At 67.4% G+C, this 17,383-nt stretch carries 12 protein-coding genes; 9 read left to right on the forward strand and 3 right to left on the reverse strand.

Annotated elements, in window-relative coordinates:
- The first annotated feature begins 4 nt into the window (after positions 1 to 4).
- The gene (locus tag AC3WRN_RS13225; protein WP_492623324.1) at positions 5 to 898 is read left to right on the forward strand and encodes a UbiA prenyltransferase family protein; all 894 of its coding nucleotides are present in this window, start codon (positions 5 to 7) and stop codon (positions 896 to 898) included.
- A 168-nt stretch (positions 899 to 1,066) separates the two neighbouring features.
- Here AC3WRN_RS13225 and AC3WRN_RS13230 read toward each other — a convergent pair whose 3' ends face one another.
- From AC3WRN_RS13230 to AC3WRN_RS13240, 3 genes are all read right to left on the reverse strand, one after another.
- A complete protein-coding gene (locus tag AC3WRN_RS13230; protein ID WP_492623325.1) occupies positions 1,067 to 2,026 on the reverse strand; it encodes a hypothetical protein in 960 nt (319 codons plus the stop codon).
- Between the two features lie 49 nt (positions 2,027 to 2,075).
- A complete protein-coding gene (locus AC3WRN_RS13235) occupies positions 2,076 to 3,098 on the reverse strand; it encodes a ParA family protein (protein ID WP_492623326.1) in 1,023 nt (340 codons plus the stop codon).
- 600 nt (positions 3,099 to 3,698) lie between these two features.
- Positions 3,699 to 5,699: a bifunctional 2',3'-cyclic-nucleotide 2'-phosphodiesterase/3'-nucleotidase gene (locus AC3WRN_RS13240; RefSeq protein ID WP_492623327.1), complete on the reverse strand. Its 2,001-nt coding sequence runs from the start codon at positions 5,697 to 5,699 to the stop codon at positions 3,699 to 3,701.
- Positions 5,700 to 5,928: 229 nt separating this feature from the next.
- Between AC3WRN_RS13240 and AC3WRN_RS13245 the strand changes: the two genes are divergently transcribed.
- From AC3WRN_RS13245 to AC3WRN_RS13280, 8 genes are all read left to right on the forward strand, one after another.
- Positions 5,929 to 7,635 carry a sulfatase-like hydrolase/transferase gene (locus tag AC3WRN_RS13245; protein ID WP_492623328.1) on the forward strand — a complete coding sequence of 569 codons (1,707 nt, stop codon included), beginning with the start codon at positions 5,929 to 5,931 and terminating at the stop codon, positions 7,633 to 7,635.
- A 146-nt stretch (positions 7,636 to 7,781) separates the two neighbouring features.
- Positions 7,782 to 8,045 (forward strand): hypothetical protein, encoded by a 264-nt coding sequence (locus AC3WRN_RS13250; RefSeq protein WP_492623329.1) that lies wholly within the window; start codon positions 7,782 to 7,784, stop codon positions 8,043 to 8,045.
- Positions 8,046 to 8,104: 59 nt separating this feature from the next.
- Positions 8,105 to 9,862, forward strand: coding sequence for an alkaline phosphatase family protein (locus AC3WRN_RS13255; protein ID WP_492623330.1), 1,758 nt, complete (start codon positions 8,105 to 8,107; stop codon positions 9,860 to 9,862).
- Between the two features lie 149 nt (positions 9,863 to 10,011).
- Complete coding sequence (locus tag AC3WRN_RS13260) at positions 10,012 to 11,058, forward strand: glycerophosphodiester phosphodiesterase (protein ID WP_492623331.1); 1,047 nt, start codon at positions 10,012 to 10,014, stop codon at positions 11,056 to 11,058.
- A 272-nt stretch (positions 11,059 to 11,330) separates the two neighbouring features.
- Positions 11,331 to 13,589: a TonB-dependent receptor gene (locus tag AC3WRN_RS13265; protein WP_492623332.1), complete on the forward strand. Its 2,259-nt coding sequence runs from the start codon at positions 11,331 to 11,333 to the stop codon at positions 13,587 to 13,589.
- A gap of 55 nt (positions 13,590 to 13,644) precedes the next feature.
- Positions 13,645 to 14,424: a lysoplasmalogenase gene (locus AC3WRN_RS13270; RefSeq protein ID WP_492623333.1), complete on the forward strand. Its 780-nt coding sequence runs from the start codon at positions 13,645 to 13,647 to the stop codon at positions 14,422 to 14,424.
- On the forward strand, positions 14,421 to 15,707 hold the full coding sequence (locus tag AC3WRN_RS13275) for a sterol desaturase family protein (protein WP_492623334.1): 1,287 nt from the start codon (positions 14,421 to 14,423) through the stop codon (positions 15,705 to 15,707). Before AC3WRN_RS13270 ends, AC3WRN_RS13275 begins: the two co-directional genes overlap by 4 nt.
- Positions 15,708 to 15,865: 158 nt before the next feature.
- Positions 15,866 to 17,374 (forward strand): amino acid permease, encoded by a 1,509-nt coding sequence (locus AC3WRN_RS13280; protein ID WP_492623335.1) that lies wholly within the window; start codon positions 15,866 to 15,868, stop codon positions 17,372 to 17,374.
- The last annotated feature ends 9 nt before the right edge of the window (positions 17,375 to 17,383 follow it).

Here is a 17,383-nt window from a genome sequence, read left to right on the forward strand (position 1 = left end):
ACCCATGCAGCGTTTTCTCGCCTTGTCGCGCTCCCTCCACGGCGCGCTCGACATCGCCATGCCCGGTTTCGTCGCGCTGCTGTGGCTGGGGCATTTCCCGTCGTGGCAGGTGCTGGCGCTGTGCCTGCTGACCGCGCTGGCCGGCTATACGGCCATCTACGCGCTGAACGACCTGATCGGGGTGAAGGACGACCGGCAAAAGGTCGCCGGCGGGATCAAGCCCGGCTACGCGGTCGAGGCTTCCGCCATGCGCTACCCGCTGGCGCAGAACCTGATCAGCATGAAGGGCGCGCTGGCATGGTTCGGCTTCTGGTTCGCGCTGGCCGTGCTCGGCACCTGGCTGCTGAACCCGCTGATCCTGCTGATCGTGTTCGCCGCGGCGGCGCTGGAGGTGCTTTACGTGAAGCTGCTGAAGGTCACCTGGTGGCGCACCGTGGTCAGCGGGCTGGTCAAGTCGGCCGGCCCGATCGCCGCCGTCTTCGCGGTGATCCCCGCACCGTCGTGGCCGTGGCTGCTGGGGTTGCTGGCCTGGCTGATGCTGTGGGAAATCGGCGGCCAGAACATCCCGGCCGACTGGAACGACCTCGAGGAAGACCGCCGCATCGGCGCGCGCACCATTCCGCTGGTCTTCGGCCTGCGCACGGCCGGCGCGCTGGTTGCCGTCAGCCTGAGCCTGGCCGTGCTCGCCAGCGCGCTGCTGCCGCGCATGTCGCCACTGGCGGGCGGCTGGCCGTTCCAGCTCGCCATCCTCGCCGCCGGCGCCGGCCTGCTGCTGCCGCCGGCGATCCGGCTCGCACGCACGCTGGACGGCCGCCAAGCCGCGCGCCTGTTCGACCGCGCCAGCCTGTATCCGCTGGCGCTGCTGGCGATCGTCACGGTGTTCGTGCTGATCCGCTGAGGCAACCGTCGCGCCACCGCTGCAGGATTCTTGCCCGGTCGTACGGTAGACGGTCAATGAGGGGCGCGAACTGCACGCGCAGCAGCAATAGCACTACCAAGACACGGATCATGCACTATGTTGTTGCCTATACCACGTCTGCGATTGAGGCTTTTCTGGTCACACAGGCTATGAGAGGATCTGTAGGAAGGGATTCTTGTCAACAATGGCTGCGTGTGATTTTTTCTTTAGGAAGGAGATCAGATCATCGCCTCGCTGTAACAGCATGACGATTTCATGCAACGAGCAGAGCATCATCGTTTTTTGAGCGAGCGCGGCAGCGCATTCCTTGACCACGGGTTTGGTAAAGCCTGAGGACGAGATGAAGATACCGCGAGCGTTCGCGCGGAGGAACAAACGACTGAGGTGGGGAAGAAACTCACCGGTGCCGACTGGCGAGTTGAGCCATTTCATCTCAACGAGGTGCACCGCGCCATCGAGCTCGATCACGCCATCGATCTGTTCAAGCACAATAGATGTGTCCGGGTCTTTTCGGCGGAAGTCCTCCCGAACAAGAATTCCATAGGCACTGAACATATCGTTTAGAACACCTTCAAGCAGCTTGCCGCGCTCATGGGGCTTGTCGTCCATACCGAACAGCGCCGCAAGTCGAGTATTCACCTTCTCAATCTCGGAGCGCCTGTCGGCTGCTGCTGCCTGTTCCGCGTGCTCACGAGCGCGTGTGGCCTCGCGTTCAGCATCTCGTTCTTGCTTCATCCGCGTGAAAGAGTCCTTTGCATTGACTGCCTCTCGCACGCTTGCGACGAGCCCTTTAGCCTTCAGCCGGTCTTCGGGCCAACAGGTCTCGAACCTCTCGAATTCCACCACACGCTTGATGATCTCGCGTCGCGGGCGCAAGCCACTATCGCCGCGTCCATTGACCTTGGTGAGCACCTTGCGAACGATCTCGAATTTGTTGATGGAGTCCGCGTTTGTCGCTACGGCGCGCTCTACTTCGGCGAGATCTTCGTCGGCAACGCCGGCGCCGCGTAGGAAAAGCACGACACCCTTCTTCGCCCGAATGAGGCGAGCGATGGTCTCAACAAGTAGCTCAAACAGTTCTGGCGGGTAGTGAAATGCCTCGGACATCGGATCACCTTTGAATTGCTATGTCCGCTCTGCGGCTAGGAAGCCACGACTACAGCTTCGCGACTAGATCGTCCATCGCCACCTTGGCGTTCTGAAGGTAGTCCTCTTTCACCTGCACACGATGGCCGTTGATAGTCTGCTTGCCAATGGGAAGCTTCGAAAACGGGAGCCCCTTTGCGAAAGCCACCACGCCAGTTGTCTGAAAGTCGCGAATCTCGACGAACCCGGCTTCCAGCTTCTTAAAGGCGAAGATTTCGGGGTTCGACTTCAGAAGTTTGCCAACGTCACTCTCGATGGCTTGCAGTACGGCAGCGTAGGCCGAAGCTGCGCCCATGTACTGCGTCAGTCGGTTCTTGACAATCAGATGAACTTTCGGAAGGGGGCGCTGGGCATACTTTAGCTTCGTTGCGAATGCGTAGGCTGCATAGATTTCCGAGGGCAGTTTCAGGCCGTAGACGAGAGAAAATGCGTTCTGTATTGCTCGACGGGAGGAATCGTCCGCCATCACGGGGAGCACGATGCGGTCTGCTGTGGAAAGTGCGATCTGCGTGTAGAGGGAGAAGCTTGGATTGCAGTCGAGGAAGACCACGTCATACTCGTCGGCAAGCTGATCCAAGAAGTCCTTCAGCCAGTCGACAACCGCTATCCACGGGTTCGTTCCGGGGATCTGATTGTTGGCAAGCGTGTTCACGGCGTTCGCTTGGAGTTCCAACATTGGATCGCCGCACACGAGATCGACGTTTGCAGGTACACCCTTGTTATAGCTATTCGGCTTCGTAATGAAGTCGTGCGCGTTGAATTTAGGTGGGGAGTACGGTGCAGGCAGACGGAGCTGAAAGTAGCCCCCCACGCTGCATCGAGGTACCAAGCCCTGCCGTTCAAGCAACTTCTCGCTGCCCTTGTTATTCAGCCCTCCAAGCATCAGCTCAGATAGATTGGCCTGCGGGCACATGTCGATCGCCAAGATACGCTTTTTCGGGTGTTTCTCGGCGTAGCGAACAATCGACTGAAAGCACAGGCTTGTCTTTCCTGTGCCACCTTTGTTGTTCCAGTAGGCGTACTTGATGTCCATCGTTCGCTCCATGAGCCATCTGTTTGGCTGATATTGACATCATATCGTCCATAATGGACGTATACAAGTCCTTATTTGCCAGAGTGATGGTGGGCTCGAATTGAGGCTCCGCGGATTGATGGTTCCCTCTTGAGTGCTTCGTGGGCCTACTTCGGGCCGGTAGCAGATTGTCAGGCGCCGTTCGATTGAGTCTTTTTTAGATTTAGTTAGCGAATAGCGTTCTTGTATGCACTGCCTTTTGGTGCTCTGGCTCTTCTGAGTAATGCGGGCCACGATGGCCCGCAGCTCTACCCGGGTCCCTTGCGCGGCGGTGAGGCGGGGTCGATAGGCCGTGCAGCGGGCGTTGCCAAGGAGGGCAATGCTTTTTCGACAGGGCAGGCGACGGCATGGATGCCGGAGTGGAGGCAACGCAGGAGCGGTTGCCCGATGCCTGGCAAGCGCCAAGCGGGGTGCTCTTTCTCTTTGAGCACGCAAAGAGAAAGTGACTCGGGCGCCGCAGGCGCACGAAAGCTCTGGCTCTTCAGGTGCCCACCGGCGAGGGAAAGGAAAGTGCGTCGGACAGCTCCGGCTGCGGCGCGCCGCTCTCGCCGCGCACTGGCGTCAGTGCGACAGGTCGATCGCGTAGGTGGCGGTGCCGTCGCCGTGGTCCTTCAGTTGGCGGATGTTGTCGAGGCCGGCTTCGCGGGCCACGTCCTGCTTGCCGCTGGCGTCGGTGAACACGACCGGGCCGGAGGTCTTCAGCGGCGCGAATTTCCATGAGGTCGGTTCGAGCTCCTTCGCGCCGATCCGCTGGTGGCGTTCCAGCCACTTCGCCAGGATCTCGCGGGTGCCGTCGGGGGCGGCCAGCACGATGTTGCTGCCGTCGAGGCCGGGGAAATGGCCGCCGCCGCTCGCGCGGTAGTTGTTGGTGACCACGACGAACGGCTGGCTCGGCTCGACCGGCTTGCCCTGGAAGGTCAGCGTGGTGATGCGCTGGCCGACCGGCTTCGAGACGTCGATGACGTAGTGGATGCCACCCTGGATCTGGTCGAAGTTGTAGCCGGTGAAGCGGCTGTTGATCAGCGCCTGTTCGCCGCTCTTCGCCGGGTCGATCCGGTTGAAGCGTTCGGCGGATTGCTCCAGCCAGGCTTTCACCCCGGCGCCGTCGGCCTTCACCGCGGCCAGCGTGTTCGGATAGAAGTACAGGTCGGCGGCGTTGCGCAGGGTGAGCGGGCCGGGGGCGACGTCGGTGTAGTCGTCGGGGCCGCCGAAGCCGGTACGGAACGCGGCGGCGGCGGACAGCACCGGCACGCCGGCCAGCTCGGGATGCGAGCGCGGCAGTTCGGTGCGCACGTAGTCGATCTGGGCGGCGTTGACCGGCGCCAGCGCGGTCATGTTGCCCTCGTCGGCAAAGTAGCTGCTCAGGCGCAGCGTGCTTTCGCCGATCGGCGTGTTGACGTGGGCGATCGCCGCCTCGTGCGCCTGCCGCACCAGCGGCGCGATCGCCGGATCGGCCGGCACGCAGTCGTTCTTCTGCGGACAGATACGCCGCACCTCGCTGTGGCTTTCCTCGTGGTCGACCACCCAGCGGCCGTCCTTGCGGTCCAGCACCAGCCGGATCACGCCCAGGTCCTTGCCGAAGAAGTCCGCCATCACCGCCGGCACGCCGCGCACCAGGCCGCGCTGGGCGTCGACATCCTTCAGGCCGGCGTAGCGCGGGCCGGGAAATTCGGCGTGCGAGTGGCCAAGCAGCAGCGCGTCGATGCCGGGCACGCCGGCCAGGTGCCAGCCGGCGTTTTCCATGTCCGGGGTGTACGGCGCGGTGTCCAGGCCGCCGTGCAGGATCGCCACCACCAGGTCCGGATGCTGCGCCTGCAGTTCGGGCAGGTACTTCCGCGCGGCTTCAACGACGCCGCTGACGGTGACCCTGCCGGCCAGGTTCTGCTTGTCCCAGTCCAGGATCGGCGGCGGGGTGAAGCCGATGATGCCGACTTTCAGCGGCACGCTGAGCTTGCTGCCGTCGGCCGTGTACGCCTCGATGTGCTTTGTCACCACCGTCCACGGCCTGAAGATCGGCTTGCCGTCGCGCGCGCTGTAGACGTTCGCCAGCACCAGCGGGAAGCGCGGGCCGGCGCAGCGCTCGCTGTGGCCGCCATCCACGTTCATCGGGGTGCCGGTGACCTGCGACAGGAAGCGCAGGCCGTAGTTGAACTCGTGGTTGCCGGCGGTGCCGCCGTCGTAGCCCATCGCGTCCATCGCCTGGTAGACGGCCAGCTCCTGGTCGCAGGCCACCGGCTTCACCAGCGCCTGGTAGTCGGCCAGCACGCTGCCCTGGATGGTGTCGCCGCTGTCGAACAGGAAGGTGTTGGGGAGCTCGGCGCGGGCGCGGCGGATCAGCGTGGCGGTGCGCTCGTAGCCGAGCGAGGCGTCCGGCTTCAGCTTGTAGTAGTCGTAGCTGAGCACGTTCGCGTGCACGTCGGTGGTCTCCAGGATCGCCACGCTCGCGCGCGCGCCGTCGGGCGTCCTCCCGCCCTGCCAGGGCAGCCCGGCGCAGCCGGCGAGCAGGGCGGCGGCAGCGAGGGCGAGCAGCGGGGCGGCGAACGGGAACGGGCGTGGCGACATGGGGGTTCCGTGAAGTGCGGGGTCCAGGTCGCGGGAAGGTAGCAGATCGGCATGACGGGTTGCCGGCGCCGCGGAGGCTTTCCCCGCGGGCCCGGGGCGAGGCCGCCTGCACCCCGGTGCGATCCCCAACGGCAGTGGAACGGCATGCCCCGATGTCCGATCCGTTGCCGTTGCAAGTCAGTAGGATGACGCCAAGGTGACATCCGGTCCTGCAGGGGGACTCCGACCCATGCCTCGAATCCCGTTGTGTGCTGCGCGAACAGGTGCGGTGGCGCTGTGCGCATTGGCCTTCTTCGCGCTCAGCGTGGCGTTCACCGCCTGGCAGGAGCCGCTCCCGCTGCAGCGGGCCTTCATCGCGGGACTGATGCTGTGCATCTTCGGCATGCTGCTGTTCGCCTTCGGCCGCTTCGCCACTGCGCTGCTGGTCGGCGGCGGGTTGTTCCTGCTGCTGAAGTCCGTGGCGGTGCTGAAGCTGCGCTACCTCGACTCGCAGCTGATGCCGTCGGACTTCGTCTATTACGTGCGCAGCAGTCTGCTCGACACGCTGCTGCATTATCCGCACTTGTATGTCGCGGCCTTCGGCGTGGTTGCGCTGCTGCCGCTGCTGTACCTGGCATGGCGCTGGGACTGGCGCGTGCTGGCGCCGCTGCGGCCGCGCCATGCCGCCGGCATGCGGGTCGGCGGCACGGCGCTGTATGCGCTGGCGTTCTGGCTGTGCCTGTTGCCGACCGGGCCGTTCGCGCAGGTCCATTCGCGCAACGCGTGGGAGAAGATGTCCGACGAAGCGCAGCTGACCAACTTCTTCGTCAACCTGCACGACGCCGGCGTGCAGCTGCCGCCGATGGCCGACGAGGCCACGGCCGAGAGCGACTGGGGCGCCACCGCGTCGGGCCGCGCGGGCGGCGCGCCACCGTACCCGGACATCGTGCAGGTGTTGGAGGAGAGCACGTTCGACCCGTCGATCTTCGATGCCTGCGGCATGCCGGCGTGCCGTGCCGCGATGTTCCGCCCCGACGCGCGCACCCGCGCGCACGGCATGCTGCGCGTGCATACCTTCGGCGGCGGTACCTGGGTCAGCGAGTTCGCCGCGCTGACCGGCATGCCGCAGGACATCTTCGGCCCCGGCGGCATGTACGCGCCCTACGTGCTGGCGCCGAACGTGCACGACGCGCTGGCGCTGCAGCTGCGCCGGCTCGGCTACCTCACCATCGGCATCTATCCCACCGGCGCCGATTTCATCAACGGGCGCAACGCATACCGGGCCTATGGCTTCGACCACCTGTACGGCGCCGACGAGCTGGGCCTGGAGGAGTGGGAGGAGAGCGACGCGCAGATGTTCGCGGCGGCGAAACGCATCTACGACAAGGTGAAGACGCCGGAGCAGCCGGTATTCGTGATGATCCTGACGCTGAACCAGCACGGCCCGCACGACCACCAGCCGATGTCGAAGCTGCCCAAGCCCTACCGCAACCTGCTGCGCGGGCTGTCGCGCGATGCGGCGCTGAACTTCGACGCCTACCTGGCGCGCCTGCACGCCTCGGACACGGCGATGCGCGCTCTGGAGCACGCCTTCCTCGACCGTCCGCAGCCGACCGTGCTGCTGCACTTCGGCGACCACCAGCCTTCCTTCAACGGCCTGATCCGCAACCTGCCGCGGCGGTTGCCGGCCGACCTGCAGCCGTACCGCGACTACCTCACCTATTACATGCTGAAGAGTAACTTCGCCGGGCCGCCGCTGCCGCAGTACCCGCTGCTCGATATCGCGTTCCTGCCCAGCATGGTGCTCGAGGCCGCCGGCGTGCCGGTCGACGCGTACTTCGCCGCGTCGACCGGGCTGCGCGACCGTTGCGACGGCCGCTACGACGACTGCGCGGTGCCCGGCCTGCTGGCGTCCTACCACGCGTGGACGATCGGGCGGTTGCACGTCTACCAGTGAACGGGCGGCGACGCGCTCTCGCCACGGGCGACCGGGAGCGGCAGTTTCGGCCGCGATCGGGCAGCGGGGCAGGCCGTCGCGGCGGCCATGGACCGCGTGCCGCGGGCGTCGGACAACGCTGGCAGGCGTCTTGCTTGCGATCCGGCATGAACAAGCGCAAGCCCGAATCCGGTGAAACCTCCGACCCAGGCATGGAACAGCGGATGGCCGACAGCGACCTGTCGGACGGCACCCGGCGCTTCCTGCGCCACCTCCAGGCGGCCGAGCGGCAGATCAACGAGGTGTTCGAGCAGGCGCACCGGGACGGCGGAGCGGAGGCGCAGCTGGGCGAGGCGTATCGCAGGATGTACGGCGCCGATGGCGTGTCGGGTCCGGTCACGCCGGTGCCACGGAAAGTTCGCATGCCATGATTAGGATCGCGGGCGATTCGCGTGGCTGTTCACGCGACGCCCCCATGAAGAAGATCCGCATGTCCCGTTCCCTGTCCTGCCTCCGTCCGGCCCTGCTGGGCGCCTGCTTGTCCCTGCTCGGCGCCTGCGCCAGCCAGCCGTTGTCCGCGCCGTCGGCGTCGACGGCCGCGATCGCGGTGCCGGCGATCCAGCGGCCGCAGGGCGAAACGGCGTCGTGGTGGTTCCGCAGCGGCGCGGCGCAGGCCGCGCTGGCCTCCGCGCAGGCGAACGCGAACGGCCAGCGCGCGAAGAACGTGATCGTGTTCCTCGGCGACGGCATGAGCATCCCCACCATCGCCGCCGCGCACGTGCTGGCCGGCGAACGCGCCGGCGCGGATGGCGAGAGCTACCGGCTGAGCTTCGAGAAGTTTCCGTTCAGCGCGCTGAGTCGCACCTACGAGACCGACCAGCAGACGCCCGACTCGGCCGGCACCATGACCGCGATCATGACCGGGGTGAAGACCCGCGCCGGCTACATCGGCGTGTCGCAGGTGCCGAAGCGGCAGGACTGCGCCGGCAGCCGTGGACAGGAACTGGTCACCGCGCTGGAGCTGGCGGCCTCGGCCGGCATGGCCACTGGCGCGGTCACCACCACGCGGATCACCCACGCCACCCCGGCGGCCACCTATGGCCACCTGCCCGAGCGCAACTGGGAGGTGGACGCCGACCTCAGCGAGGCGGCGAAGGCCGCCGGCTGCAAGGACTTCGCCGCGCAGCTGATCGACTTCCCGGTCGCCGGCGGCCTCACCGTGGCAATGGGCGGCGGCCGCACCGAATTCATGCCGGCGGGCGCGGACGACCCGGAATACCCGACCAGCGTGGGCCAGCGCCTCGACGGCCGCGACCTGATCGGCGAATGGACGTCCCGGCACCCGGACGGCAAGTACGTGTGGAACGCGGCGCAGCTGAAGGCGCTGGACCTTGCGCGCACGCCGCGCCTGCTCGGCCTGTTCGAACCCTCGCACATGAACTACGAGCACGAGCGCCCGCACGACAAGGCCGGCGAACCCAGCCTGGCCGAGATGACGGCCAGCGCGATCGAAGTGCTGAAGCGCAACCCGAACGGCTTCTTCCTGATGGTCGAGGGCGGCCGCATCGACCATGCGCTGCACGCCGGCAACGCGTATCGCGCGCTGGACGAGACGATCGCCTTCGCCGACGCGGTGCAGGCCGCGCTGCAGCACACCGACCCGGCCGAGACGCTGATCGTGGTCACCGCCGACCACAGCCACACCATGACCTTCGCCGGCTACCCGCGCCGCGGCAACCCGATCCTGGGCAAGGTCGTGGGCCACACCGACAGCTTCGACGACGAAAGCGCGCCGGGCATGGCGCGTGACGCCACCGGCTTGCCGTACACCACGCTCGGCTTCGCCAACGGCCCGGGCAACACCGGCGCCAGCGAGCGGCAGCCGGAGGGCAGCAAGCGCTACCCGCACAACCCGCGCGAGTACGACGCGATCAGCAAGGGCCGCCCCGACCTGCGCAAGGTCGACACCACCGACCCCGACTACATGCAGGAAGCGACCGTGCCGCTGAAGGCCGAGACGCACGGCGGCGAGGACGTGGCGATCTTCGCCACCGGCCCCGGCGCCGCGGCGTTCCACGGCGAGCTGGAGCAGAACGTGATCTTCCACGTGATGGTGCAGCACACGCCGCGGCTGCGCGCCGAATTGTGCCGGCTCGGCAGCTGCAACGCCGACGGCGTGCCGGTGGACCAGCCGAACTGGCAGCAATGGCTGAAGCTCGGCGCCGCCGCGGCCGCCACGCCGCTGTAAAGAGCGTTACACATGCGGCCGGCAGAGTCGGTGCCTTGCCCGTGCCGCCAGGCCGGGCATCCCGCCGATCTGCAGGAACCGCACCCATGCCGTCATCTTCGTTCGCGAAACACTTATGCTTGGCCGTCCTCCTGATCGGATTCGCCGGCATGTCCAACGCCACGGGAGCCGAGACGCCGCTGGCCGCCAAGGTGCTGGTGATCGGCCACCGCGGCGCCAGCGCGCTGCGGCCGGAGCACACGCTGGCCTCCTACGGCAAGGCGATCGCCGACGGCGCCGACTTCATCGAGCCCGACCTGGTGATGACGCGGGACGGCGTGCCGGTGGCGCGCCATGAAAACGAGATCGGCGGCACCACCGATGTCGCCCGGCATCCGGAATTCGCCGCGCGCAAGACCACCAAAACCATCGACGGCCAGCCGGTCACCGGCTGGTTCACCGAGGACTTCACCCTCGCCGAGCTGAAGACGCTGCGCGCGCGCGAACGCCTGCCGGAGTTGCGCGGCACCCGCTACGACGGCCAGTTCCAGATCCCCACGCTGGACGAGATCATCGACTTCGTCGCCGCCGAGTCGGCAACGCAGGGACGGGTGATCGGCATCATTCCCGAGATCAAGCACGGCACGTATTTCCAGAAGGCCGGTCTGCCGATGGAGGATCGCGTGCTGGCGATCCTCGCCGCGCACGCGTACACGCGCACGGCGCCGGTGGAGATCCAGTCGTTCGAGATCGCCAACCTCAAATACCTGCGCGGCAAGCTCGGCCGCGACCACCGCAACATCCGCCTGCTGCAGCTGATCGACGACGCCGACCAGCAACCGTACGACGTGGTCGCGGCCGGCGGCCGGCTGACCTACGGCGGGATGACGACGCCGGCCGGCCTGCGCGAGATCGCCGGCTACGCCGATGCGATCGGCCCGAACATCCGCGCGATCATCCCGCTGGCCGGCGACGGCACGCTCGGCCGGCCGACCTCGCTGGTGCACGACGCGCACGCGGCGAAGCTGGAGCTGCACCCCTACACATTCCGCCCGGAGAACCAGTTCCAGGCGAAGAACTTCCGGCAGGGCAGCGACCCGAAGACGTTCAACGAGGCCGGCTCGATCGCCGAGATCCGCGCTTACCTCGACGCCGGCATCGATGCGTTCTTCACCGACGATCCGGCGATCGGGCGCAAGGCGCTGGACGGGCGCTGAACGTTTCCCGCCGGCTCGCGCGCCGATATCGGCGCGCCGGCGCGTGTGTGGGCCGCCGTCACGCGGTCCTGGTCGACAACGCGATCATCGCTGAATTCGCGTCGACCATACGGACGTCCATCCGAAAAGATGACATTCGGCTGTAAGGCTCCATACACAAAACGCTGCCATGCTTGTGCGTACGGTCGCTGAGGGCGTCCGTTATCCCATTCCACATATTGATGTCGTGGCTTTCCGCGATCGCGGGCGGCTGCGCCAAAGGATGCACGCGCATGTCCATCAACAAACGCTTTTTCCGCAGGACCGCTCTTGCCCTGGCGCTGTTCGCCGTGCTGGATGGCGCGGTACTGGCCGCACCGGCCGACAACGATGCGCCGGCGCCCACCACCGACAAGGCCCGCACGCTGGAGTCGGTGTCGGTGATCGGGCAGGGCGAGACCCGCCAGGTCCAGCGCATCACCGTGCAGGACGTGAAGGTGCTGCCGCCGGGCTCCAGCCCGCTGAAGGTGCTGGCGAAGCTGCCGGGCGTGCATTTCGAATCGGCCGATTCGTTCGGCAACTACGAGTGGTCCACCCGCATCAGCCTGCGCGGCTTCAACCAGACCCGGCTCGGCTTCACGCTGGACGGCATCCCGCTGGGCGACATGAGCTACGGCAACAACAACGGCCTGCACATCAGCCGCGCGCTGATCGCCGAGAACCTGGGCGGCGCCGAGCTGGCCGCCGGCATCGGCGCGCTGGGCACCGCCTCCACCGGCAACCTCGGCGGCACCGTGCAGTTCTACTCGACCGACCCGGCGAGCAACTACGGCGTGACGCTGGCGCAGAGCATCGGCAGCGACAGCGCACTGCGCACCTACGCGCGGCTGGACACCGGCGACCACCAGGGCTTCGCGATGTACCTCTCCGGCGCCTATGCCGACAGCGACAAATGGAAGGGCGACGGCGCGCAGAAGCAGCAGCAGTTCAACGGCAAGGCGGTATACGACTTCGGCGACAACCACCTGGCCGCGCTGCTGAACACCTCCAGCCGCAACGAGACCGACTACCAGGACCTGTCGCTGGACATGCAGCGGCGGCTGGGCTGGAACTGGGACAACTATGCGCCGGACTGGCAGCGCGCGGTGAACGCGGCGAAGGGCATCTTCACCGGCGGCGTCAACAACCTGGACGATGCGTACTACGCCGGCCGCGGCCTGCGCGACGACAGCCTGGCCGGCCTGTTCGGCGACTTCGGCCTGGCCGAGGGCGTGCGCCTGAAGGCCACCGGCTACTACCACAGCAACCGCGGCCAGGGGCACTGGTTCACGCCGTACCAGACCTCGTTCGCCGGCACGCCGCAGGAGACGCCGATCTCGATCCGCACCACCGAGTACGGCATCGACCGCTGGGGCTCGATCGCCTCGCTGGGCTGGGACCTCGGCAACCACCACCTCGAAGGCGGCTTCTGGTACGAGAACAGCCACCACACGGTGCAGCGCAACTTCTATTTCATCGCCGGCCCGGTGGACGACCAGTACTTCCTGCACAACCCGAACATCCGCAAGTTCTACCAGCACTACGAGACCGAGACGCACCAGCTGTACCTGCAGGACAGCATCACCCTGCTCGACGGCAGGCTGCACGTCGACGTGGGCGTCAAGAGCCCGCAGACGCGCACCCGCACGCACGCCGTGGTGGGCAGCTACGCGAACGGCGAGCTGACCGCGGACAAATCGCTGCTGCCGCAGCTCGGCGCCAGCTACAAGCTGGGTGGACAGGATGAACTGTTCGCCTCCTATGCGCAGAACATCGCCGCTTTCCAGGCCGGCGTGAGCGGGCCGTTCGCCACCACCCAGGCTGCGTTCGACGTGATCAGCGGCAAGCTCAAGCCCGAGCAGTCGCGCACCGTCGAGGCCGGCTGGCGCCATGCCGAGGAGCTGTTCGAAGGCTCGCTGGCGCTGTACGACGTGAAGTTCGACCACCGCCTGCTGGCGATCCAGCAGTGCTCGTCCGGCATCCAGGGTTGCCCGTCTGCCTATGCGAACGTCGGTTCGGTGACCAGCCGCGGCGCCGAGTTGACCTTCATCCTGAAGCCGGCCAGCGACCTGCGCTGGTACAACGCGCTGTCGTACAACCGTTCGCGCTACGACAGCGACTACCTCAACGGCACCACCGTGGTGGCGACCCGGGGCAAGACCGTGGTCGACAGCCCGAAGCAGCTGTTCTCCTCGGAGATCGCCTGGACGCCGGGCGCGTGGGACCTGCGCCTCTCCGCCAACTACACCGGCAAGCGCTACTACACCTACGTCAACGACGCCGCGGTGCCGTCGTACTGGCTGTTCAACGCCGCCGCGGCGTACGACTTCGGCAAGCTGGGCGTGGCCGAGGACCTGAAACTGGCGCTCAACGTCACCAACCTCGCCGGCAAGCACTACTACGGCACGATCGGCTCCAACGGCTTCACCGCGACGGATCCGACCGGCGAGTTCGCCACCTTGCAAGTGGGTGCGCCGCGCGCGGCGATGCTGACCGCCACCGTGCGCTTCTGACCGGTCGCCGGTCGCGCCGGGTGCCGCCATCCACCGCGATGGCGGCGCCCTCGTTATGATCGGCCGGGTATCGTCCACGGTGCCCTGCATGGTCGCGACGGCTTCCCGCTCCCTGTTGCCCGCCGGCATGCGCCGGCTCGCGTTCGCCACCTCGTGCGCGGCGGCTGCGGCCATCGCCGGCGCGCTGCTGGCGACGGGCGGGGCTGGCCAGGGCTGGCTGTGGTTGCACTGGATCGGCAAGCCGCTGGCCACCGCGCTGATCTTCGTGCTGGCGTGGCGCGCGCGGCCCGCGGTGTCGCCGCGTTACCGGCGGCGGGTGCTGGCCGGCATTGCCTGTTCGCTGGCGGGCGATGTATTGCTGATGCTGCCGGGCGACCTGTTCGTGCCGGGGCTGCTGGCATTCCTGTGCGGCCACCTGTGCTTCATCGCCGCGTTCCTCGACGACAGCCGTTTCGGCGCGCGGCCATGGCTGCTGCTGGCCAGCCTCGGTTACGGCGCGGCGAACCTGGCCCTGCTGTGGGATGCGATCGGTGCGCCGCTGCGCGCGCCGGTGATCGTCTATGTGGCGGTGCTGGCGGCCATGGCTGGCCAGGCGCTGGGGCGGGCACGGGTGTTCGCCCGGCGCGGCGACGTGCAGGCGCCGGCCGCGCGGCTGGCCGCGCTCGGCGCGCTGGCGTTCATGCTCAGCGACAGCCTGCTGGCGTGGAACCGCTTCCACGGTGCGGTCCCGTGGTCCAGCCTGTGGGTGCTGTCGGCGTATTATCTGGCCTTGTGGTGGATCGCGCGCTCGGTGCGGCGCGTCGACACGGCGAGCGAGGCGGGGGCGGCGAAGTGAATACGCAGGAACTCATCATCACCTGGGCCACCCCGGTGTTCTTTCTGCTGATCGGGATCGAGCTGCTGGTGGCGAAGCTGCGCGGGCGCGAGGCGTATGCCACCAACGATGCGATCAACAGCATCGGGCTGGGGGTGATCTCGCAGCTGGTCGGCGTGTTCGGCAAGCTGCTGACGATCGGCATCTATGCCTGGTGCGTCGGGCACCTAGCGTTGTTCGCGCTGCCGGAGAACAACTTGCTGGTGTGGCTCGGCGCGCTGCTGCTGTACGACCTCTGCTACTACTGGCTGCACCGCTGCGGGCACCGGGTGAACATCCTGTGGGCCGCGCACGTGGTGCATCACCAGAGCGAGCGCTACAACCTGTCCACCGCGTTGCGCCAGACCGGCAGCGGCGTGCTGCTGGGCTGGCTGTTCTACCTGCCGCTGGCCGTGCTCGGCGTGCCGCTGAAGGTGTTCGTGGTGGTGGCGCTGATCGACCTGCTGTACCAGTTCTGGGTGCACACCGAGCAGATCGGCCGGCTCGGCTGGTTCGACCGGGTGTTCTGCTCGCCGTCCAACCACCGGGCCCACCACGCGGTGAACGACCGCTACCTCGACCGCAACTACGGCGGCATCCTGATCGTGTGGGATCGCCTGTTCGGCACCTTCGTGGAGGAGGACGACGGCGACCCGCCGGTGTACGGCACCCGTTCGCCGCTGCACAGCTGGAATCCGCTGTGGGCGAACGCCGAGGTGTACTGGCATGCCGCGGTGGACGCCTGGCACGCGCGGCGCTGGCGCGACAAGCTGCTGGTGTGGATCAAGCCGCCGGGCTGGCGTCCCGCCGACGTGGCAGCGCGCTACCCGAAGCCGGCATTCGTGATGCCTGGCGAACGCTTCGACCCGCCGCTGTCGCGGCCGTTGAAGCTTTACGTGCTGGTGCAGTTCGCGCTGCTGCTGGGCATGACCACGCAGTTCCTCGGCATGGCCGGCACGGCCAGCCTGCCGGCGCTGCTTGGCTACGCGGTCTACCTGGTGGCTGGCCTGTGCGTGACCGGCGCGCTGATGGAAGGCCGGCGCTGGGCGCCATGGGCGGAAGGCGTGCGCGTGCTGGCCACCGCCGTGGTACCGCTGCTCAGCGGACGCTGGTTCGGCATCGTCCATCTGGACGGCCGGATCGCGCTGGCGATCGCGGTGGTGTTCGGACTCAGTGCAGTCGCACTGCCATGGCTGCGTTCGTCATCGGCCCGCGCGGGCGTGGCCGCCGTTCCTGCTGAACCCGCAACCGCCCCGCTGCGGTAGGGCGGGCACGGCCCGCCGGCTGTTTGTCTTGACAAGGTGGCGAGTCGTGCCCGCCCTGTCGGGTTCGCGTGGACCTTCGGCGGCGACCGTGCTGCACCGCGGTGAGTGCCTGCGCGCGCATTCGCTATGATCGCCGTTTGCTTACTCAGGGGCGGGCGATGGGATTCCTCAACAGGCTGGTGCGCCACAAGACGGTCGAGCAGTTGCAGGCGGAGGCCGGCACGCGTGGTGATTTCCGCCGCGTGCTGGGCTTGTGGCAGCTCACCGCGATCGGCATCGGGGGCATCATCGGCGTCGGCATCTTCGTGCTGGCCGGCCAGCAGGCGGCGATGAACGCCGGCCCCGCGGTGGCGATCAGCTTCCTGATCGCCGGCTTCGGCAGCGCCTGCGCCGCGCTGTGCTACGCCGAGTTCGCCGGGCTGATCCCGGTCACCGGCAGCGCCTATACCTACGGCTACGCCGTGCTGGGCGAGTTCGCCGCCTGGATCATCGGCTGGGACCTGCTGCTGGAATACGCGCTGGTGGTGGCGGTGGTGGCGATCGGCTGGTCCGGCTACGTGCAGGTGCTGCTGGCCTCGGCCGGCGCGCACCTGCCGGAGTGGGCGCAGCAGAGCATGAGCGCGCAGACCATGGAGTACTACCTGCAGCAGCTGTTCGGCCTGCACGGTTCGACGGCGATCGCCGCGCCCAGCGACGGCCACCGCTTCAACGTGATCGCCGCCGCGGTGTCGCTGGCGGTCGCCGTGCTGCTGACCGTGCGCACCGAGTGGGGCGCGCGCTTCAATACGCTGGTGGTGGCGATCAAGGTGATCGGCGTGCTGCTGGTGGTGCTGGTCGGCGTGTTCTACATCGACACCGCGAACTGGCACCCGTTCGTGCCGGCGCGGGTGGTCGACGCCGCCACCGGCATCGGCCACTTCGGCTGGCAGGGCGTGCTGACCGGTGCCAGCGTGGTGTTCTTCGCGGTGTTCGGCTACGACACGCTGACCACCGCGGCGGAGGAGTCGAGGAACCCGCAGCGCGACCTGCCGCGCGCGGTGCTGCTGTCGCTGGCGATCGCGATGGTGCTGTACATCGCGGTGTCGCTGGTGCTGACCGGCATCAGCCACTACAGCAGGCTGGGCGGCGAGGCCTCGGTATCCGACGCGTTCGAGCAGATCGGCCTGCACTGGCTCAGCGTCACCATCGCAGCGGCGGCGGTGATCGGCGTCACCAGCGTGCTGTTCGCCTTCATGCTGGGCGCGGCGCGGATCTGGTTCGCGCTGGCCCGCGACGGCCTGCTGCCGGGCTGGTTCGCGAAAGTGAGCCCTCGCTTCGGCACGCCGGCGCGGCCGACCCTGATCCTCGGCGTGTTCACCGCGCTGGTGGCCGGCCTGCTGCCGATCGGCGAGGTGGCCGAACTGGTCAACATCGGCACGCTCAGCGCCTTCATCATCATCTGCGCCTCGATCATGCTGCTGCGCGTGCGCCGCCCCGACCTGCAGCGCAACTTCAGGACCCCGGCGGTGTGGTTCACCGCGCCGCTCGGCATCGTGTTCTCCGTCGCACTGATCTACGGCCTGCCGTGGATCACCTACGAGCGCTTCATCGTCTGGATGGCGGTGGGCTGCGTGATCTACTTCGCCTACGGCATCCGCCGCAGCAAGCTGGCGGCGGCCGGAGGCTGAACTCCGGCC

This window comes from Rhodanobacter sp. FW101-FHT13A11, from assembly GCF_058790335.1.